Here is a 19,069-nt window from a genome sequence, read left to right as displayed (position 1 = left end):
TACGTGGTAGTGATTAGGTGATGACCGCCGCCTTATGGCAAAATAGCGGGATACAATCCAACAGGCGACGACACCGCAGGCGTCAGCATAATCTGGAGAAATACATGCAGCTTAAACGTGTGGCAGAAGCCAAACTGCCAACCCCATTGGGTGACTTTCTGATGGTGGGATTTGAAGAACTGGCAACCGGACACGACCATGCCGCGCTGGTTTTTGGCGATATTTCAGGTAAAACGCCAGTACTGGCTCGCGTTCATTCCGAATGTCTTACCGGGGACGCGCTTTTTAGTCTGCGCTGTGATTGTGGTTTTCAACTGGAAGCCGCGCTGACGCATATTGCGGAAGAAGGACGCGGTATTCTGATTTACCACCGTCAGGAAGGCCGCAATATCGGCCTGCTTAATAAAATTCGCGCTTATGCGTTACAGGATCAAGGCTATGACACGGTGGAGGCCAATCATCAGCTCGGCTTTGCCGCCGATGAGCGTGATTTCACCCTGTGCGCGGATATGTTCAAATTACTGGGCGTGGATGAAGTTCGCCTGCTGACCAATAATCCGAAGAAAGTCGAAATACTGACCGAGGCGGGAATTAATATCGTGGAACGCGTTCCGCTCATTGTGGGTCGTAATCCAAATAATGAGCATTATCTCGATACTAAAGCGGCCAAAATGGGCCACCTGCTAAGCAAGTAAGCCACCGGTATTAAAGCGCGGGCCTGCCTGTTTACGGCAGGCCCGATAAACGGCTTTAGTTCAGCATATTTCTAATGACATAGTGCAATATGCCGTCATTCTGGTAGTAAGTCAGCTCGGTGGCGGTATCAATGCGACAGCGACAAGGCACCGTTTCTTTGCTGCCGTCCGATCTCGTTAACGTCACCGGAATGGTCGCGCCAGGGCGCAGATTTTGCAGATCCGCGATATCAATCACCTCTTCCCCGGTCAGTCCCAGCGTTTTACGCGTTACGCCCTGTGGAAACTCCAGCGGCAGGATCCCCATCCCAATCAGGTTTGAGCGGTGGATACGTTCGAACGACTCGGCGATCACCACGCGAATACCTAACAGCCGCGGACCTTTTGCCGCCCAGTCACGGCTCGATCCCGACCCATACTCTTTCCCGGCAATCACCGCCAGCGGCGTTTTTTCCTGCTGGTAAAGCATCGCGGCATCATAAATCGACATCGCTTCCGTACCCGGCAAATGCCGCGTCATCCCACCTTCGACGCCGGGCAGCATTTCGTTGCGAATACGAATATTGGCGAACGTACCGCGCATCATCACTTCATGGTTGCCGCGCCGTGATCCATAGGAGTTAAAATCCTTCCGCTCAACGCCGTGGTTTTGCAGATAACGTCCGGCGGGACTGTCCGGCTTGATACTGCCGGCCGGAGAAATATGGTCTGTCGTTACCGAATCCCCCAGCATCGCCAGGATACGCGCGCCGTGGATATCTTTGACTGGCGCAGGCTGGGCCTGCATTTCATCAAAGAAAGGTGACAGGCGAATATAGGTTGAATCCGACTGCCAGCCGTAGGTATCGGACGATTCAACCTGAATCGATTTCCATTCTTCCGTACCCTCAAACACTTCCGCATACTCTTTACGGAACATATCCGATGATACCAGTTCAACGGCGCGGGCAATTTCCTGCGCTGAAGGCCAGATATCCTTCAGGTATACCGGATCGCCTTTACGATCGTACCCCAGCGGCTCTGTCGCGAGGTTAATATTCATGTTTCCGGCCAGCGCATACGCGACCACCAGCGGCGGCGACGCCAGCCAGTTCGTTTTCACCAGCGGATGGATACGCCCTTCAAAATTTCGGTTACCGGAAAGCACGGCCCCTACCGTCAGATCGCCTTTTTTAATCGCGGTCTCAATAGGCTCCGGCAACGGACCGGAGTTCCCGATACAGGTCGTACAGCCATAACCGACCAGGTTAAAACCGAGTTCATCCAGATAAGGCGTAAGTTTGGCCTGCGCCAGATAGTCAGATACCACTTTTGACCCCGGCGCCAGAGAAGCCTTGACCCACGGTTGACGCTTCAACCCCAGCGTTACTGCTTTTTTCGCCAGTAATCCCGCCGCCATCAGCACGCTGGGATTCGAAGTATTCGTGCAGGAGGTGATGGCGGCAATGACGACAGCGCCATCCGGAAGCTGATATGGCTGTCCGTTCATCGTATAGTCAACCGGCTGGCGATCTCTTTGCGCGGTATTCAGCTCCAGCTCGGCGCTGGCGGCAAAGGCTTTCGGCACATCGCCTAACGCTACGCGATCCTGCGGGCGTTTCGGCCCGGCCAGGCTGGCTTCGACATGGCCCATATCCAGTTCCAGCGTACTGGTAAATACCGGTTCGTCTCCGGGATTACGCCACATTCCCTGCGCCTTCGCGTAGGTTTCAACCAGCTCGACCAGATCGTCGCTACGTCCGCTTAATCGCATATATTCCAGGGTGATGGCGTCAATGGGGAAGAAACCACAGGTGGCGCCATATTCCGGCGACATATTAGCGATGGTGGCGCGATCCGCCAACGGCAGCGAATCCAGACCATCACCATAAAATTCAACAAATTTACCCACGACGCCATGCTTACGCAGCATTTGCGTGACGGTGAGCACCAGGTCAGTGGCGGTGATCCCCTCCCGAAGTTTACCGGTTAACTTAAAGCCGACGACATCCGGGATAAGCATCGACACGGGCTGACCAAGCATCGCCGCTTCCGCTTCGATACCGCCCACGCCCCACCCCAATACGCCCAGACCATTAATCATGGTCGTATGGGAGTCAGTCCCCACCAGCGAGTCCGGGTAAGCAATCCACTCCCCGTCCTGTAATTCGCTCCAGACGGCTTTACCCAGGTATTCCAGGTTAACCTGATGGCAAATGCCGGTGCCGGGCGGCACCACGCTGAAACGGCTGAATGCCTGCTTTCCCCATTTCAGGAACATATAACGCTCATGGTTACGTTCCATTTCCAGCCGCACGTTTTCTTCAAATGCATCGTCATCGCCGAAATGATCGACCGTCACAGAGTGGTCAATAACCAGATCAACCGGCGATAACGGGTTCACTTTCGACGTATCGCCGCCGAGGCGTTTAACGGCTTCACGCATCGCCGCCAGGTCGACAACGGCAGGCACGCCGGTAAAGTCCTGCATCAGGACACGGGCGGGCCGCCAGGCAATTTCACGATCGGCATGGGCATTTTTAAGCCAACCGGCCAGCGCCTGAATATCTTCATCAGTCACAGATTCGCCGTCCTGCCAGCGCAACAGGTTTTCCAGTAACACTTTAAGTGATTTGGGCAAACGGGCGATATCGCCCAGGGATTTGGCAGCCAGCGGCAGACTGTAGTAATGATACGTTTTATCTTTGGCCTGCAATGTATCCTTACTGGCTTCTCGTAGGGTTGACGACATAGCTCCTCCTTAAATGACAGGGTTGCGTTACCCTGATTCTCCACAGGGTTGTATTAAAGATAACACAAACAAAATGTAACGTTTTGATAACAACCCAAATTGCTAAAAGAGGAGAAACCTAACAGGCGAGGAGCGAAGATGAAAAAGCCCGATAAATAACGCATTATCGGGCTTTGACGAGATTAGACGGCAATCCAGATTAACTCGGCCCAGAACAGTAGCGATAATATAAACGCGCCAGTCCATGACCAATACTTTATATTTGACGTTAACATAGGCGACACCAACTGTGTTTAATCAATACTGAGAGGCGCTCAGCACACGGTTGCTGCGGTGTAATAAGACAGCGTTAATAAAACAATAACGCCAATAAAAAGACGGATATTATTTTTGTGACACCTCATCAGCAAAAGCATCAATAAATGCCCGCTGCTGCGGTGTGAGCGTCCAGTGTTGCGGAACAGACCGAAAAACGGTCGTATCCGGGGTGTTATCATCGTCACAAGATTGAATCGGGGGCGCGATCACGCGCTCGCGTTCCGACGTAATGCTCACTTAGCCCCACCAATGCCAGATAACAAGCGCTACCACTACCCAGAACAGCGCAGAACCCACAAAAACCGCCAGCCATGCTTTACGTTTGAGCTCAGGGTCGCGGCGCGGTTCCTGGTTTTCAGAAGGCATTACTAACCTCATGCTATCGGTATCACTTATCATTTCAGCACCAAACAATCGGTACAATTAATCATCAGATGAGACAAATCCTAAATAAACTTTAGTCAAAAATCCAGTCAATTTACGAATCGTTGCCAGTGAATAAATCAATCTTTTGACTCAAGATAACTATTTGGAAAAAGAAACTGGCGGGACGGGTAATTCAACACTATTTTGCTGATCATTACCCGTAATACTTCGAGGGATATTGCAAAAGGCGGCTTTGTCTGCCATGCCACTACGACACAAACCGACGGTGATATTACTTTTCAGGCAGCTTTATATCCTGAAACATCGCTTCAATTTCTTCATTAGAACGCAACGCCACCGCCGTATCCACCACATCACGCGTCAGATGCGGCGCAAAACGCTGGATAAAATCATACATATAGCTGCGTAAAAAAGTACTACGGCGAAAACCAATTTTTGTGGTGCTGTGGCTAAAAATATCGTGCGCGTCAATCCGCACTAAATCAGGATCGGCAAGCGGATCGACCGCCATGCTGGCAATGACGCCAACGCCCAGTCCCAACCTGACATAGGTTTTAATCACATCCGCATCGGTTGCAGTAAAGACGATCCGCGGCGTTAATCCTGCGCGATTAAAAGCGGTATCCAGTTCGGAACGCCCGGTAAAGCCGAAGGTATACGTCACCAGCGGATACTGCGCCAGCGCTTCAATCGTTACGGAAGACGTTGCCGCCAATGGATGATCCGGCGTCACCACTATCGAACGGTTCCAGTGATAGCATGGCAACATCACCAGATCGTCATATAAATGCAGCGCTTCCGTGGCAATCGCGAAATCGGCGTTCCCTTTCGATACCGCTTCCGCAATCTGCGTTGGCGACCCCTGGTGCATATGCAGCGAAACGCGCGGGTAACGCTCGATGAAGCCTTTAATCACGCCTGGCAATGCGTAACGCGCCTGAGTATGGGTAGTGGCAATATAGAGCGAGCCTTTATCCGGCCAGGTATGCTCGCCGGCGACCGACTTAATGGCATCGACTTTGGAAAGCACCTCACGCGCAATACGAATAATCTCCTGGCCTGCGGGCGTCACCTGAGTCAGATGCTTACCGCTGCGGGCGAAAATCTGGATGCCAAGCTCATCTTCCAGCATCCTAACCTGCTTGCTGATCCCCGGCTGGGAAGTATACAACCCCTCAGCGGTAGAGGAGACGTTAAGGTTATGATTAACCACTTCAACAATGTAACGAAGCTGCTGCAATTTCATAATACATCATCCAGATTAGCGCCATCAGGCCATCGTTTATCTGCAGACTTAATCGGGCTGCTAATACGATTTAATAATAAAAAAGGTGTTAACTATAACCACTATATCATTTATATCTGAACTGTATAGCCAGCGCGATAAAATAATAAGCCCGCTATACCCAAAATAATTCGAGTGATTAAAGGCAACAAGCGAGTGAGTTCCCAGGAGCATAGATAACCAGGTGACTGGGGTGAGCGACAAATCTGCCGGGAGCAGATTTGAACATCGCGTGCGACGGCCCGTCAGGACGAGGCCCATGGATGGGCCGAGTAATCCGTAGCTAACACATAAGCCACTTGAAATATGAAGGGGATATAAAAAAGGGCCGCTTACGCGGCCCGCTTGACTACAGTGGCGACAGGCAGGGGTTATTTCTTGCCTTCAACCCACTTGCCGTCGACGAAGAACGCTGACCATCCCGTCGCCTTCCCGTCTTTTTCCGCCGCAACGTACTGCTGTTTTGTTTTGCGGCTAAAGCGAACAACGGTTTTATTACCTTCCGGGTCCTGCTGCGGCGCATCCGCCAGATAACGCAGTTTTTCCGGCAGGCGATCGCGGAACCGGTAAAGCTCCTCGACTAATGGCGCGCGCGTTTCGCGTGATTTCGGGAACGTATTGGCCGCCAGGAATATCCCTGCGGCGCCGTCGCGTAGCACAAAGTACGCGTCCGATTTTTCACACGGCAGTTCCGGTAATGGAACAGGATCTTCCTTCGGCGGCGCAACTTCGCCGTTACGCAAGATCTTACGGGTGTTTTTACATTCGTCGTTAGTACAGGCCATGTACTTACCAAAACGCCCCATTTTCAGGTGCATTTCGGAACCACATTTCTCACACTCAACGATCGGGCCGTCATACCCTTTGATGCGGAACTCGCCTTCTTCAATCTCGTAGCCATCACAGGTCGGGTTATTACCACACACATGCAATTTACGCTTCGGATCGATCAGATAGCTGTCCATCGCCGTACCGCACTTCTGGCAGCGACGCTTGGCGCGCAGGGCGTTGGTTTCGGCGTCGTCGCCTTCCAGCACGTTCAGAACTTCATTTTCCGGCACCAGGTTAATGGTCGTTTTACAACGCTCTTTCGGCGAAAGCGCATAACCTGAACATCCAAGGAAAACCCCCGTACTGGCAGTACGAATTCCCATTTTACGGCCACAGGTTGGACAGTCGATGCTGGTCAGCACCATCTGGTTAGGACGCATCCCCCCTTCTTCCGGATCTTTCTCGGCTTTATCGAGCTGCTGAGTAAAATCGCTGAAGAAGTTATCCAGTACCGCTTTCCACTCGGCCTGGTGATTTGCAACCTGATCCAGACTATCTTCCATCTGCGCGGTAAAATCGTAGTTCATCAATTCGCGGAAATTTTCTTCCAGCCGGTCGGTGACGATTTCACCCATTTTTTCCGCATAGAAGCGACGGTTTTCAACGCGAACATAGCCGCGATCCTGAATGGTCGAGATAATCGACGCATAGGTAGACGGACGACCAATACCGCGCTTCTCAAGCTCTTTAACCAGAGAAGCCTCGCTAAACCGGGCTGGCGGTTTAGTAAAGTGCTGAGCAGGCGTCAATTCAAGTAGCGTCAGCGCATCGCCCTTATTCACGGCAGGCAATGTGCGATCTTCATCGCCTTTACGCAGCGCCGGCATCACTTTTGTCCAGCCGTCAAAGCGCAAAATACGCCCACGCGCTTTCAGACGGAATTCGCCTGCGCCAATGGTAAGCGTAGTAGAGTCATATTGCGCTGGCGTCATCTGACAGGCGACAAACTGACGCCAAATTAGTTGATACAACTTCTGCGCGTCAGCCTCCATGTCTTTCAGCGACTCCGCCATGACAGCAACGTCGGAAGGACGGATCGCTTCGTGCGCTTCCTGAGAGTTTTCTTTGCTGGCGTACTGGTTCGGGTTATCCGGCAGGTATTTCTTGCCGAAATTATCGCCAATATAACCACGCACCATGTTGACCGCATCCTGACTCAGGTTGGTGGAGTCTGTACGCATATAGGTGATGTAGCCCGCCTCATACAGACGCTGCGCCATCATCATGGTTTTCTTCACGCCAAAGCCCAGCCGGGTGCTGGCCGCCTGTTGTAGCGTGGAGGTGATAAACGGCGCGCCAGGTTTGCTGCTGGTCGGTTTGTCTTCACGCTCCAGTACGCTATAGCGCGCTTTTTCCAGCAAGCTGACGGCGGCAAGCGTCTGCTCGCGATTTACCGGCCGGAATGGCTTGTCGTTCTGATGCGTCACCTGTAGCGGTAGCGCCTCGCCAGACGGCGTCGTCGTATTAGCGTCAATTTCCCAGAACTCTTCCGGAACAAACGCTTTAATCTCGCGCTCGCGTTCAACGACCAGACGGACCGCGACAGACTGAACGCGACCTGCCGACAAACCACGGGCGATCTTTTTCCACAGCAACGGCGAGACCATATAGCCTACCACGCGATCCATAAAGCGGCGCGCTTGCTGGGCGTTGACCCTGTTAATGTTCAGCTCGCCCGGCTGTTCAAACGCCTGGCGAATGGCATTTTTGGTTATTTCGTTAAAGACTACGCGACTGTAGCGCGCGTCATCGCCGCCGATCACTTCCCGCAGGTGCCATGCAATGGCTTCCCCTTCGCGGTCAAGGTCGGTTGCGAGATAGATGTGGTCGGCTTTTTCCGCCAACTGTTTCAGTTCAGAGACGACCTTCTCTTTACCGGGCAGCACTTCATAGTGCGCATCCCAGTTGTGCCACGGGTCAACCCCCATACGGTTGACGAGAGCGCCACGTTCATCCTTTTTGGGCTTTTTAGCCGTTTTGGTGGAGGTAGAGTCGGCGCTCTTTTTAGCTGCTGAGCCACTGGTCGGCAAATCACGGATATGACCCACGCTGGATTTCACCACGTAGTCATTACCCAGATACTTGTTGATCGTTTTGGCTTTTGCCGGGGACTCAACGATGACAAGAGCTTTACCCATATTCACCTTTACCTAAGTTGATTCTTCCAGGAATGCGTCGCACGTTGATTCACCTTCCACTGGCGACGAGACAACGATATATGGTCTCTGCGTCTGCGGATATCAACCCCTTGTACTGGCTTTGTGTACGAAATGTAACCCTCAGGTGACTGAGTTAACAGGCTTTTTTGCACACACGCGCTATAGCACGACGGAATTTTGGTCGAATGTCAAGCAATTCTGTTGCCAGATTGACGAAAGCGTCACACTGTACCTGATAAAATTCGATACGCAACTTTATTAGCATGCAAAAACAAATCTTGCCAGTGAACGCAACATGACAAATCCATCAATTTCCTGTGAGAATATTTGCCCATCAGAAGTGCTCAGCGTAGACTAATCTCCTTGTTTAAGGAGTAAAAAATGCATAAAGAGACGCAACCTATCGATCGCGAAACACTGTTGCTTGAAGCCAACAAAATTATTCGGGAACATGAAGACACGATGGCAGGTATTGTCGCCACCGGCGTAACGCAGAGAAATGGCGTGCTGGTTTTCAGCGGCGATTACTTTTTAGACGAGCAAGGGTTACCGACCCCTAAAAGCACCGCGGTGTTTAACATGTTTAAACACCTGGCGCATGTGCTGTCTGAGAAGTATCACCTGGTTGATTAATCCATGCCGGATGGCGCTGAATGCCATCCGGCAATAGCGGTTTACATCAACGGCTTTTGTCCACGCTGCCACCAGCGCAGCAGCAGCCGATCCGCGCTTTCCGCCGCGCTGCCGGTAACACGATCGATCAGTTTTTTACGCTGCATATAGCGCACATTCAGCACCTCACGCCCTTCCATCAGGCCGAGGATAACCTCATCGCTGGTGTTAATCTCATCAACCAGTCCTTTCTCCAGCGCCTGCTGACCGTACCAGTGTTCGCCCGTGGCGACCTGTTCAATGTCCAGAGCCGGACGCATCCGCTGCACAAACTCTTTGAACAGATGGTGCGTTTCGTTGAGATCTTCACGAAACTTCTGCCGCCCTTCTTCCGTATTCTCGCCTAACAATGTCAGGGTACGTTTGTACTGCCCTGCGGTATGCAGTTCAATATCAATGTCTTTACTTTTGAGAAAGCGGTTAAAGTTCGGGATTTGCGCGACAACACCAATTGACCCCACAATAGCGAACGGCGCCGCGATAATTTTTTCCGCCACGCAGGCCATCATGTAGCCTCCGCTTGCCGCGACTTTATCCACCGTCACGGTCAGCGGAATATTTTTATCGCGCAGGCGCTGCAATTGCGATGCCGCCAGGCCATAGCCATGCACAACGCCACCGGGGCTTTCCAGACGCACAACCGCCCGATCGCCGGGTTTCGCCACTGCCAGCACCGCCGTGACCTCTTCGCGTAACGCATTAACTTCGTGAGCATCCATACTGCCTTTGAAATCTATCACCCATACACGCGGTTTGTCCGATGTCGCAATGTCCCCCAGCTTCGCTTTTGCTTTGGCGGCTTTAGCCTCCTGCTTATGCTTTTTTTTCTGCGCTTTATGCCACAGTTTTTGCTGATGGCCATCCATCAACGCCGCAGCAAGGTCATCCTTCATCTCCTGATACTGCTCGCTCAAATTGGTCACGCGCAGCTCGCCGCGCTGACGTTTGCGTTGCGTAGCATTCACGATCAGCAGCACAATGACGGCAATGGCCACCACAACGGTGACGATTTTTGCCAAAAATAAGCCATATTCAGACAACAATTCCACGACTCCCACCTTGATTAAATAACGCGACTTGCGCTCAGTGTACAACAGGCATCGAAGTCAGTCTCTCTTCATCCGTATGCCTGTTGAGGAAGAAAAAGTATGACAAGACGTTCATTTTACGGCGTTATCGCCCCTGTCTGATTGAAAAAAAAGGCGCTTTCAGGCATAAACCCGAAAAGTTAACGCGAAGATAAGACAACCTGGCAGGACGGTGCACCACACCGTTGAGGAGTAGCCATGCATTACCAACCGAAACAAGATCTATTGCAAAACCGCATTATTCTGGTCACTGGCGCCAGCGATGGCATTGGGCGGGAAGCCGCGCTTACGTATGCGCGTTACGGCGCAACGGTGATTCTGCTGGGACGCAACGAAGAGAAACTGCGTCGGGTCGCGCAGCACATTGCTGACGAGCAACATGTTCAACCACAGTGGTTTACGCTCGATCTGCTGACCTGCACCGCTGAAGAGTGCCGGCAAGTGGCCGACCGCATCGCCGCGCACTATCCCCGCCTGGATGGCGTCCTGCACAATGCCGGGTTACTGGGGGAAATCGGCCCAATGAGCGAACAAGATCCGCAGATCTGGCAGGATGTCATGCAGGTAAACGTTAATGCCACCTTTATGCTCACCCAGGCGCTGTTACCGTTATTGCTGAAGTCCGATGCCGGCTCGCTGGTCTTTACGTCATCAAGCGTTGGCCGTCAGGGGCGCGCTAACTGGGGCGCCTATGCCACCTCGAAGTTTGCTACTGAAGGAATGATGCAGGTGCTGGCGGACGAATACCAGAACCGTTCTCTGCGTGTTAACTGCATTAACCCGGGCGGCACGCGCACCAGTATGCGCGCCAGCGCCTTTCCGACGGAAGATCCACAGAAATTAAAAACGCCTGCCGATATTATGCCGCTTTACCTGTGGCTTATGGGCGACGACAGTCGCCGTAAAACCGGTATGACCTTTGACGCCCAACCGGGCCGTAAACCAGGAATCGCCCAATGAGTGATGAACGTTATCAGCAGCGCCAGCAGAAGGTAAAAGATCGGGTTGACGCCCGTGTCGCCCAGGCACAGGAAGAGCGCGGTATTATTATCGTGTTTACTGGCAATGGTAAGGGCAAAACCACGGCGGCTTTCGGGACTGCCGCCCGCGCCGTAGGACACGGTAAAAACGTAGGCGTGGTGCAATTTATTAAAGGCACCTGGCCCAACGGCGAGCGTAATCTGCTGGAACCGCATGGCGTCGAATTTCAGGTAATGGCAACGGGATTTACCTGGGAGACGCAAAATCGCGAGGCAGACACCGCAGCATGTATGGCCGTTTGGCAGCATGGGAAACGGATGCTGGCCGATCCGCTGCTTGATATAGTGGTACTGGATGAGCTGACCTATATGGTGGCGTATGACTATTTGCCGCTGGAAGAGGTCATAAGCGCGCTAAACGCGCGCCCTGGTCACCAGACGGTGATTATTACAGGTCGCGGCTGTCACCGAGATATTCTTGATCTTGCGGATACCGTCAGCGAACTGCGTCCGGTTAAACATGCTTTCGACGCGGGCGTAAAAGCCCAGATGGGAATTGATTATTAACCGTAGGCCGGATTAAGGCGTTTGCGCCGCCATCCGGCACAAACCCTCTTGTCTGATGACTCTCGGCCTATAGACCGTGGTAGAGATTACCCGTTGTTATTACGCCCACCGGAGCGGCGTCCGCCAGCTATCTGGCTGTGGCGTTTTACCGCCCGACGGATCTGGTTCGCTTTCATACGACGACGGTCTTTTTCGACGGCAACCTTCGACGAGGTTTCCGGCGGGAGCTCTACCAGACCACGCAGATAGTTCGTTTGCGCGAGGTCGAGCTCAGTCCAGCCGCCGCGCGGCAGGCCTTTCGGCAGCGGGATATCGCCGTAACGAACGCGGATCAGACGGCTGACCTGAACGCCTACCGCTTCCCACAGTCGGCGAACTTCGCGGTTGCGCCCTTCCGTCAGCGTCACGTTATACCACTGGTTAATGCCTTCGCCGCCGCTGAATTTAATGGTCTTAAATGCCGCCGGACCATCTTCCAACTGTACGCCACGGCTTAAATCACGCAGTTTCGATTCATCCACCTGACCGAACACGCGCACGGCATATTCACGTTCAACTTCACGACTAGGGTGCATCAGGCGGTTCGCCAGTTCACCGTCGGTGGTAAATAACAATAGCCCGCAGGTGTTGACATCCAGACGTCCTACCGCAATCCACCGTGCGCCGCGCAGTTTCGGTAAGCGATCAAAAACGGTTGGCCGCCCTTCAGGGTCATTGCGGGTACACAGTTCACCTTCTGGTTTGTAATAGGCCAGAACGCGGCAAATTTGTTCCGCCGACTCTTTCACCGAAATCAGGTGACCGTCGATACGGATTTTCAAACCGGGAGTGACTTCAACACGATCGCCAAGCGTGGCGATTTTACCGTCAACGCTGACACGTCCCGCTTCAATAATGGATTCGATTTCACGGCGAGAGCCGTGGCCAGCGCGCGCCAGCACTTTTTGTAACTTTTCGCTCATAGAGCTTCCTTCAGGTGTCGCCTTCACAGGCGTCGAACAGGAGAATGAACGGCGCGTTGCCGCGCCATTTTAAGGCCGCGTAGTATACAGGCTTACGCCCTTATAAGAAAGGTGTAACGTCGCCGACGCCTTCGCGCAGCACCACCGGGGAGTCATTGGTCAAATCGATTACCGTGGTAGGCTGTTGACCGAGGTAACCGCCGTGGATGATCAGATCCACCTGCTTCTCCAGCCGATCTTTAATCTCCTCCGGGTCCGACTCGGTAAAGTCGCTGCCAGGCAGCATCAACGACGTCGAGAGCATCGGTTCGCCCAGCGTATCCAATAACGCCAGCGCAATCGGGTTTGACGGTACGCGCAGGCCGATAGTTTTACGCTTTTCCTGCAACAGACGGCGCGGCACCTCTTTTGTCCCCTTCAGGATAAAGGTGTAGTTACCCGGCGTATTGTTTTTCATCAGACGAAACGCCACGTTGTCGACGTAGGAGTAGGTCGACAACTCGGACAAATCGCGGCACATCAGCGTGAAGTTGTGGCCGTCCGGCAGATGACGGATGCGGCAAATGCGCTCCATTGCGCCTTTGTCTTCAATTTTACAACCAAGGGCATAGCCGGAATCGGTTGGATAAACAATAACACCGCCTTTACGCACAATGTCGACGGCCTGATTAATCAGCCGTTGCTGTGGGTTATCCGGATGGATATAAAAAAACTGGCTCATACTTCCCTCACTGTGATATTTGCGGCTGTTCCCATGTCTGCCATACGCCTTCAACGCCAGCGGGCAGCCAGAGTTTACGCCCCAACTCAATCCACGGGCAGGGCTGATGGAAATCAGATCCAAGCGATGCCCATAAATGATGCTGACGCGCAAGCGTCGCCAGTTGGGTGCGTTCATTGGGCGATTGTTGGCACTGCGCCACTTCCATCGCGTCGCCGTGATGGTCGGCAAAATATGCCACTAATCTTTTCAGCCACTTAGCGCTAAGGTCGTAGCGTCCCGGATGGGCCAACACCGCCTTACCGCCAGAATGATGAATGACATCAATAGCTTGTTCTATTGTACACCACTGCGGCGGAACGTAACCGGTTTTCCCACGCGCGAGATATTTTTTAAAAACATCCGCCATGGTTGCGGCTTTGCCGCACTCCACCAGAAAGCGGGCGAAGTGGCCGCGCGTCACCGCGCCGCCATTGGCCAGTCTCAATGCCCCTTCCCACGCGCCGGGAATATGGGCTTTTTCCAGACGCTCCGCAATGAGTCGACCACGCGCCTGACGCCGATGTGTCTGCTGCGCCAGAAAATCGCGCATTGCCGGGTGCGCAATATCAATATTCAGACCCACAATGTGAATCTCATGATTCTCCCAGACCGTTGAAATCTCCACGCCGGGAATAAGATTCAGGGCCAGCCCGCAACGTGAAATTTCTTCTCTTGCCGCAGGAATCGCGGCTGTGGTGTCATGATCGGTAATCGCCAGCGTGCCGACTCGCATCTCTACCGCACGGTGTACTAATGTTTCTGGCGTCAACAGTCCATCGGACGCCGTGGTATGACTGTGCAGATCGTAAATCACTGCGTAATTCGTGTCGCTCAAGGCGGCTCCCATAGAGATAAAGGTATGTCATGTACATCATAACGGTTCCGGCAAATATACTGAAATAGGTGTTGACATTATTCCATCGAACTAGTTAACTAGTACGAAAGTTCACATGAAGAGGGTATCTAAAATGGCAGCGACATTTGCATTACACGGTTGGTGGCGCACTTCCTGATAGCGGGCGGTGTATGAACAGCTGTAATCAGCCAAACGATACCCGGCCCGCCTGTTAAGCGGGCTTTTTTTTGAACAAAATAATGAGAATAACCATGCAAACACCAAAACCCACGCTCGAACTGTTGACCTGCGATGCCGCCTACCGGGAAAACCCAACGGCGCTTTTTCATCAGGTCTGCGGCGATCGCCCGGCAACGCTGCTGCTGGAATCCGCGGATATCGACAGTAAAGACGATTTAAAAAGCCTGCTGCTGGTAGATAGCGCGCTGCGCATTACCGCTTTAGGTGACACTGTCACTATTCAGGCGTTATCTGATAATGGCGCCTCGTTATTGCCGCTACTGGATACCGCCCTGCCCGCTGGCGTGGAGAACGAAGTCCTGCCTGCCGGTCGCATTCTACGCTTTCCGCCCGTCAGCCCATTATTAGATGAAGACGCCCGTTTATGCTCTCTGTCGGTATTTGATGCGTTCCGTCTGTTACAGGGAGTGGTGAACATACCGACGCAAGAGCGGGAGGCTATGTTTTTCGGCGGTCTGTTTGCCTACGACCTGGTCGCTGGCTTTGAAGCGCTGCCACACCTTGAGGCTGGCAATAACTGCCCGGACTACTGCTTTTATTTAGCGGAAACGCTGATGGTGATAGATCATCAGAAAAAAAGCACCCGTATTCAGGCCAGTCTGTTCACCGCAAGCGACCGGGAAAAACAGCGCCTGAACGCCCGCCTGGCGTACCTTAGCCAACAGTTAACCCAGCCTGCGCCGCCGTTGCCGGTCACGCCGGTGCCGGACATGCGCTGTGAATGCAATCAGAGCGATGACGCGTTCGGCGCGGTGGTACGCCAGTTGCAAAAAGCCATCCGCGCGGGGGAGATATTTCAGGTGGTGCCGTCGCGCCGCTTTTCACTGCCCTGCCCGTCGCCGTTGGCTGCCTACTACGTGCTGAAAAAGAGCAACCCCAGCCCGTATATGTTCTTTATGCAGGATAATGATTTCACGCTTTTCGGCGCGTCGCCGGAAAGCTCGCTGAAATATGACGCCGCCAGTCGTCAGATTGAGATTTACCCCATCGCGGGTACCCGTCCACGCGGTCGCCGCGCCGATGGTACGCTGGACAGAGATCTCGACAGCCGTATTGAGCTGGACATGCGTACCGACCATAAAGAGCTTTCCGAACATCTGATGCTGGTCGATCTGGCGCGCAATGACCTGGCGCGCATCTGTACGCCGGGCAGTCGCTACGTTGCCGACCTGACAAAAGTTGACCGCTATTCGTACGTGATGCATTTGGTTTCCCGGGTGGTGGGCGAACTGCGTCACGATCTCGACGCGCTGCACGCCTATCGCGCCTGCATGAACATGGGCACCCTGAGCGGCGCGCCGAAAGTACGCGCCATGCAGTTGATTGCCGATGCGGAAGGACAGCGCCGCGGCAGCTATGGCGGCGCGGTCGGTTACTTCACCGCCCACGGCGATCTGGACACCTGTATTGTTATCCGCTCCGCGCTGGTGGAGAACGGTATCGCCACCGTACAGGCGGGCGCCGGAATCGTGCTGGACTCTGTTCCGCAGTCTGAAGCCGATGAAACCCGTAATAAAGCGCGCGCCGTATTGCGTGCTATCGCCACCGCGCATCATGCACAGGAGACCTTCTGATGGCTGATATTCTGCTGCTCGATAACATCGACTCGTTTACCTGGAACCTGGCAGATCAGCTACGGACCAACGGTCATAATGTGGTGATTTACCGTAACCATATTCCGGCACAGACGCTTATCGATCGCCTGGCGACAATGAAAAATCCGGTGCTAATGCTCTCCCCCGGTCCGGGCGTTCCCAGCGAGGCAGGCTGTATGCCGGAGCTGCTGACCCGACTACGCGGCAAGTTACCGATCATCGGCATTTGTCTGGGGCATCAGGCGATTGTCGAAGCTTACGGCGGTTATGTCGGTCAGGCGGGAGAAATCCTGCATGGCAAAGCCTCCAGCATTGAGCATGACGGTCAGGCGATGTTCGCCGGGCTGGCGAATCCGCTACCGGTCGCGCGTTATCATTCGCTGGTCGGCAGTAATGTTCCTGCCGGGCTGACCATTAACGCCCATTTCAACGGCATGGTGATGGCGGTACGTCATGATGCGGATCGCGTTTGCGGTTTTCAATTTCATCCTGAGTCCATCCTGACGACACAGGGCGCTCGTCTACTGGAGCAAACATTAGCCTGGGCGCAGCAAAAGCTGGAACCGACCAACACCCTACAGCCGATTCTGGAGAAACTCTATCAGGCGCAAACACTGACGCAACAAGAGAGCCATCAGTTGTTTTCGGCGGTCGTCCGCGGCGAACTTAAGCCTGAACAGCTCGCCGCCGCGCTGGTGAGCATGAAAATTCGCGGCGAGCATCCCAATGAAATTGCCGGCGCCGCCACTGCGTTGCTGGAAAATGCCGCCCCGTTCCCGCGCCCGGAGTATCTGTTTGCGGATATCGTTGGTACCGGCGGCGATGGCAGTAACAGTATCAATATCTCTACCGCCAGCGCCTTTGTCGCAGCGGCCTGTGGACTGAAAGTGGCGAAACACGGCAACCGTAGCGTGTCCAGCAAATCGGGGTCATCTGATCTGCTGGCGGCGTTCGGTATTAATCTGGATATGAACGCCGATAAATCACGTCAGGCGTTAGATGAACTGGGCGTCTGTTTCCTGTTTGCGCCGAAATATCACACCGGATTCCGTCACGCGATGCCGGTTCGCCAACAGTTAAAAACGCGAACCCTGTTCAACGTACTCGGCCCGCTGATCAACCCGGCGCATCCGCCGCTGGCATTGATTGGCGTCTATAGCCCGGAACTGGTGCTGCCGATTGCGGAAACCTTACGGGTACTGGGCTATCAGCGCGCGGCGGTGGTACATAGCGGCGGCATGGATGAGGTTTCGCTCCATGCGCCGACGATTGTCGCGGAGCTGCATGACGGCGAAATTAAAAGCTATCAACTTACGGCGGAGGATTTTGGCCTGACGCCTTACCATCAGGATCAGTTGGCTGGCGGCACGCCGGAAGAAAACCGTGACATTCTGACGCGGTTATTACAAGGTAAAGGCGATGCCGCGCATGAGGCCGCCGTCGCCGCCAACGTGGCGATGCTGATGCGTCTGCATGGTCAGGAAGATCTCAAGGCCAACGCGCAAACCGTGCTTGATGTTCTGCGCAACGGCACCGCATATGACAGAGTCACCGCACTGGCGGCAAGAGGGTAAATAATGCAAACCGTTTTAGCGAAAATCGTCGTAGACAAGGCGATTTGGGTAGAAGCCCGCAAACAGCAACAGCCGCTGGCCAGCTTTCAAAATGAGATCCAGCCAAGTACACGCCATTTTTATGATGCGCTCCAGGGCGCGCGTACCGCCTTTATTCTGGAGTGTAAGAAAGCATCGCCATCAAAAGGCGTGATTCGCGACGATTTCGATCCGGCGCGTATTGCCAGTATTTATAAACATTACGCCTCGGCGATCTCGGTGCTCACCGACGAAAAATATTTTCAGGGGAGCTTCGATTTTCTGCCGGTCGTTAGCCAAAGCGCGCCGCAGCCGATTCTGTGTAAGGATTTTATTATCGATCCCTATCAGATCTACCTTGCCCGTTACTATCAGGCCGATGCCTGTTTACTGATGCTCTCGGTTCTGGATGACGAACAGTATCGCCAACTCTCCGCCGTCGCGCACAGTCTGAAAATGGGCGTGCTCACGGAGGTCAGTAATGACGAAGAACGGGAGCGCGCGATAGCGTTAGGCGCAAAAGTGGTAGGTATCAACAATCGCGATCTGCGCGATCTGTCGATTGATTTGAATCGCACCCGCCAGCTGGCGCCAAAACTGGGCCACGGCGTGACTGTCATCAGCGAGTCCGGGATTAACACCTATGGGCAGGTACGCGAACTGAGCCACTTCGCCAACGGTTTTTTAATTGGCTCGGCGTTAATGGCGCATGACGATCTTAACGCCGCCGTCCGTCGCGTGCTGCTTGGCGAAAATAAAGTCTGCGGCCTGACCCGCGCCCAGGACGCTAAAGCGGCCTGTGACGCAGGCGCAATATATGGCGGGTTGATTTTTGTGCCCTCATCTCCGCGCGCGGTTAGCGTTGAGCAGGCGCGAGAAGTGATAAGCGGCGCGCCATTGCAGTATGTCGGCGTTTTCAAGAACGCTGATATCGCCGATGTTTGCCAGAAAGCCGCCGTCCTGTCGCTTTCTGCCGTACAGCTACATGGCAGCGAAGACCAGGCGTATGTCAACGCGCTGCGCGAGGCGTTGCCGCGCAATGTGCAAATCTGGAAGGCGCTGAGCGTTAGCAATGCCCTTCCCGCACGCGATTACCACCATGTCGATAAATACATTTTCGACAATGGGCAAGGCGGCAGCGGGCAGCGCTTCGACTGGTCACTGCTACAGGGGCAACCGCTGGATAATGTATTACTGGCGGGCGGGCTGGCGGCCGATAACTGCGTCCAGGCGGCGCAAGTCGGCTGTGCCGGTCTCGATTTTAATTCAGGTGTGGAGTCACAGCCGGGCATCAAAGATGCTCGTCTTCTGGCCTCAGTTTTTCAGACACTGCGCGCATATTAAGGAA

The 19,069-nt window shown here is 53.8% G+C and carries 17 protein-coding genes and 1 other annotated feature; of the genes, 8 read left to right on the top strand and 9 right to left on the bottom strand.

Annotation, left to right across the window (positions count from 1 at the left end; translation table 11 throughout):
- Positions 1-104 precede the first annotated feature (104 nt).
- Positions 105-695: a GTP cyclohydrolase II gene (ribA, locus tag EOS98_RS10710; protein WP_001176284.1), complete on the top strand. Its 591-nt coding sequence runs from the start codon at positions 105-107 to the stop codon at positions 693-695.
- A 55-nt stretch (positions 696-750) separates the two neighbouring features.
- Here ribA and acnA read toward each other — a convergent pair whose 3' ends face one another.
- The 5 genes from acnA to topA form a co-directional block, all read right to left on the bottom strand.
- On the bottom strand, positions 751-3,426 hold the full coding sequence (gene acnA, locus EOS98_RS10705; protein ID WP_126524037.1) for an aconitate hydratase AcnA: 2,676 nt from the start codon (positions 3,424-3,426) through the stop codon (positions 751-753).
- A 182-nt stretch (positions 3,427-3,608) separates the two neighbouring features.
- Positions 3,609-3,701: a small membrane protein YmiC gene (ymiC, locus tag EOS98_RS24850; RefSeq protein WP_223148964.1), complete on the bottom strand. Its 93-nt coding sequence runs from the start codon at positions 3,699-3,701 to the stop codon at positions 3,609-3,611.
- Positions 3,702-3,981: 280 nt separating this feature from the next.
- Positions 3,982-4,122, bottom strand: coding sequence for a YmiA family putative membrane protein (locus tag EOS98_RS10690; protein ID WP_213083417.1), 141 nt, complete (start codon positions 4,120-4,122; stop codon positions 3,982-3,984).
- A gap of 280 nt (positions 4,123-4,402) precedes the next feature.
- Positions 4,403-5,377, bottom strand: a complete 975-nt coding sequence (gene cysB / locus EOS98_RS10685) for an HTH-type transcriptional regulator CysB (RefSeq protein WP_000776233.1) — start codon at positions 5,375-5,377, stop codon at positions 4,403-4,405.
- 410 nt (positions 5,378-5,787) lie between these two features.
- Positions 5,788-8,385 carry a type I DNA topoisomerase gene (topA, locus tag EOS98_RS10680; RefSeq protein ID WP_126524036.1) on the bottom strand — a complete coding sequence of 866 codons (2,598 nt, stop codon included), beginning with the start codon at positions 8,383-8,385 and terminating at the stop codon, positions 5,788-5,790.
- Positions 8,386-8,787: 402 nt separating this feature from the next.
- On the opposite strand from topA, the gene EOS98_RS10675 reads away from it, so the two are divergent.
- Positions 8,788-9,039 (top strand): YciN family protein, encoded by a 252-nt coding sequence (locus EOS98_RS10675; RefSeq protein WP_000548616.1) that lies wholly within the window; start codon positions 8,788-8,790, stop codon positions 9,037-9,039.
- A gap of 41 nt (positions 9,040-9,080) precedes the next feature.
- Here the strand turns inward: EOS98_RS10675 and sohB are convergent, their stop codons facing one another.
- The gene (gene sohB / locus EOS98_RS10670) at positions 9,081-10,127 is read right to left on the bottom strand and encodes a protease SohB (protein WP_000422082.1); all 1,047 of its coding nucleotides are present in this window, start codon (positions 10,125-10,127) and stop codon (positions 9,081-9,083) included.
- A gap of 237 nt (positions 10,128-10,364) precedes the next feature.
- On the opposite strand from sohB, the gene EOS98_RS10665 reads away from it, so the two are divergent.
- Both EOS98_RS10665 and cobO read left to right on the top strand, forming a co-directional pair.
- On the top strand, positions 10,365-11,126 hold the full coding sequence (locus tag EOS98_RS10665) for a YciK family oxidoreductase (protein ID WP_000559310.1): 762 nt from the start codon (positions 10,365-10,367) through the stop codon (positions 11,124-11,126).
- Positions 11,123-11,713 (top strand): cob(I)yrinic acid a,c-diamide adenosyltransferase, encoded by a 591-nt coding sequence (gene cobO, locus EOS98_RS10660; protein WP_079897934.1) that lies wholly within the window; start codon positions 11,123-11,125, stop codon positions 11,711-11,713. The genes EOS98_RS10665 and cobO overlap by 4 nt, the downstream gene beginning before the upstream one ends.
- A gap of 86 nt (positions 11,714-11,799) precedes the next feature.
- Here the strand turns inward: cobO and rluB are convergent, their stop codons facing one another.
- The 3 genes from rluB to rnm all read right to left on the bottom strand — a co-directional run bounded on the left by rluB (position 11,800) and on the right by rnm (position 14,285).
- Positions 11,800-12,675: a 23S rRNA pseudouridine(2605) synthase RluB gene (gene rluB / locus EOS98_RS10655; protein ID WP_001291233.1), complete on the bottom strand. Its 876-nt coding sequence runs from the start codon at positions 12,673-12,675 to the stop codon at positions 11,800-11,802.
- Between the two features lie 100 nt (positions 12,676-12,775).
- Positions 12,776-13,396, bottom strand: a complete 621-nt coding sequence (locus tag EOS98_RS10650) for an L-threonylcarbamoyladenylate synthase (RefSeq protein WP_000077250.1) — start codon at positions 13,394-13,396, stop codon at positions 12,776-12,778.
- 7 nt (positions 13,397-13,403) lie between these two features.
- A complete protein-coding gene (rnm, locus tag EOS98_RS10645) occupies positions 13,404-14,285 on the bottom strand; it encodes an RNase RNM (protein WP_126524035.1) in 882 nt (293 codons plus the stop codon).
- 121 nt (positions 14,286-14,406) lie between these two features.
- Here rnm and trpL point away from each other — a divergent pair, with 121 nt between their 5' ends.
- From trpL to trpCF, 4 genes are all read left to right on the top strand, one after another.
- Complete coding sequence (gene trpL / locus EOS98_RS10640) at positions 14,407-14,451, top strand: trp operon leader peptide (protein ID WP_010989026.1); 45 nt, start codon at positions 14,407-14,409, stop codon at positions 14,449-14,451.
- Positions 14,428-14,523, top strand: a sequence feature (Trp leader region). (Overlaps the previous gene by 24 nt.)
- Positions 14,524-14,545: 22 nt before the next feature.
- Entirely contained in the window at positions 14,546-16,108 is a 1,563-nt protein-coding gene (gene trpE / locus EOS98_RS10635; protein ID WP_001194376.1) for an anthranilate synthase component I, read from the top strand.
- Positions 16,108-17,703, top strand: a complete 1,596-nt coding sequence (gene trpD, locus EOS98_RS10630; protein WP_000763492.1) for a bifunctional anthranilate synthase glutamate amidotransferase component TrpG/anthranilate phosphoribosyltransferase TrpD — start codon at positions 16,108-16,110, stop codon at positions 17,701-17,703. Before trpE ends, trpD begins: the two co-directional genes overlap by 1 nt.
- Before the next feature lie 3 nt (positions 17,704-17,706).
- The gene (trpCF, locus tag EOS98_RS10625) at positions 17,707-19,065 is read left to right on the top strand and encodes a bifunctional indole-3-glycerol-phosphate synthase TrpC/phosphoribosylanthranilate isomerase TrpF (protein ID WP_126524034.1); all 1,359 of its coding nucleotides are present in this window, start codon (positions 17,707-17,709) and stop codon (positions 19,063-19,065) included.
- The last annotated feature ends 4 nt before the right edge of the window (positions 19,066-19,069 follow it).

It is taken from the genome of Salmonella sp. SSDFZ69, from assembly GCF_004010755.1.
Classification (GTDB): domain Bacteria; phylum Pseudomonadota; class Gammaproteobacteria; order Enterobacterales; family Enterobacteriaceae; genus Salmonella; species Salmonella enterica.
The sequence above is the reverse complement of the archived record's forward strand: the minus strand, read 5'-3'. Positions and strand labels throughout refer to the sequence as shown.

Bases quoted from the DNA above. Each gene is read 5' to 3' on its own strand.
- trpCF (WP_126524034.1), top strand. From the start codon at position 17,707: ATGCAAACCGTTTTAGCGAAAATCGTCGTAGACAAGGCGATTTGGGTA.
- trpE (WP_001194376.1), top strand. From the start codon at position 14,546: ATGCAAACACCAAAACCCACGCTCGAACTGTTGACCTGCGATGCCGCC.
- EOS98_RS10665 (WP_000559310.1), top strand. From the start codon at position 10,365: ATGCATTACCAACCGAAACAAGATCTATTGCAAAACCGCATTATTCTG.
- ribA (WP_001176284.1), top strand. From the start codon at position 105: ATGCAGCTTAAACGTGTGGCAGAAGCCAAACTGCCAACCCCATTGGGT.
- trpD (WP_000763492.1), top strand. From the start codon at position 16,108: ATGGCTGATATTCTGCTGCTCGATAACATCGACTCGTTTACCTGGAAC.
- cobO (WP_079897934.1), top strand. From the start codon at position 11,123: ATGAGTGATGAACGTTATCAGCAGCGCCAGCAGAAGGTAAAAGATCGG.
- EOS98_RS10675 (WP_000548616.1), top strand. From the start codon at position 8,788: ATGCATAAAGAGACGCAACCTATCGATCGCGAAACACTGTTGCTTGAA.
- ymiC (WP_223148964.1), bottom strand. From the start codon at position 3,701: ATGTTAACGTCAAATATAAAGTATTGGTCATGGACTGGCGCGTTTATA.
- rluB (WP_001291233.1), bottom strand. From the start codon at position 12,675: ATGAGCGAAAAGTTACAAAAAGTGCTGGCGCGCGCTGGCCACGGCTCT.
- EOS98_RS10650 (WP_000077250.1), bottom strand. From the start codon at position 13,396: ATGAGCCAGTTTTTTTATATCCATCCGGATAACCCACAGCAACGGCTG.
- cysB (WP_000776233.1), bottom strand. From the start codon at position 5,377: ATGAAATTGCAGCAGCTTCGTTACATTGTTGAAGTGGTTAATCATAAC.
- rnm (WP_126524035.1), bottom strand. From the start codon at position 14,285: ATGGGAGCCGCCTTGAGCGACACGAATTACGCAGTGATTTACGATCTG.
- acnA (WP_126524037.1), bottom strand. From the start codon at position 3,426: ATGTCGTCAACCCTACGAGAAGCCAGTAAGGATACATTGCAGGCCAAA.
- EOS98_RS10690 (WP_213083417.1), bottom strand. From the start codon at position 4,122: ATGAGGTTAGTAATGCCTTCTGAAAACCAGGAACCGCGCCGCGACCCT.
- topA (WP_126524036.1), bottom strand. From the start codon at position 8,385: ATGGGTAAAGCTCTTGTCATCGTTGAGTCCCCGGCAAAAGCCAAAACG.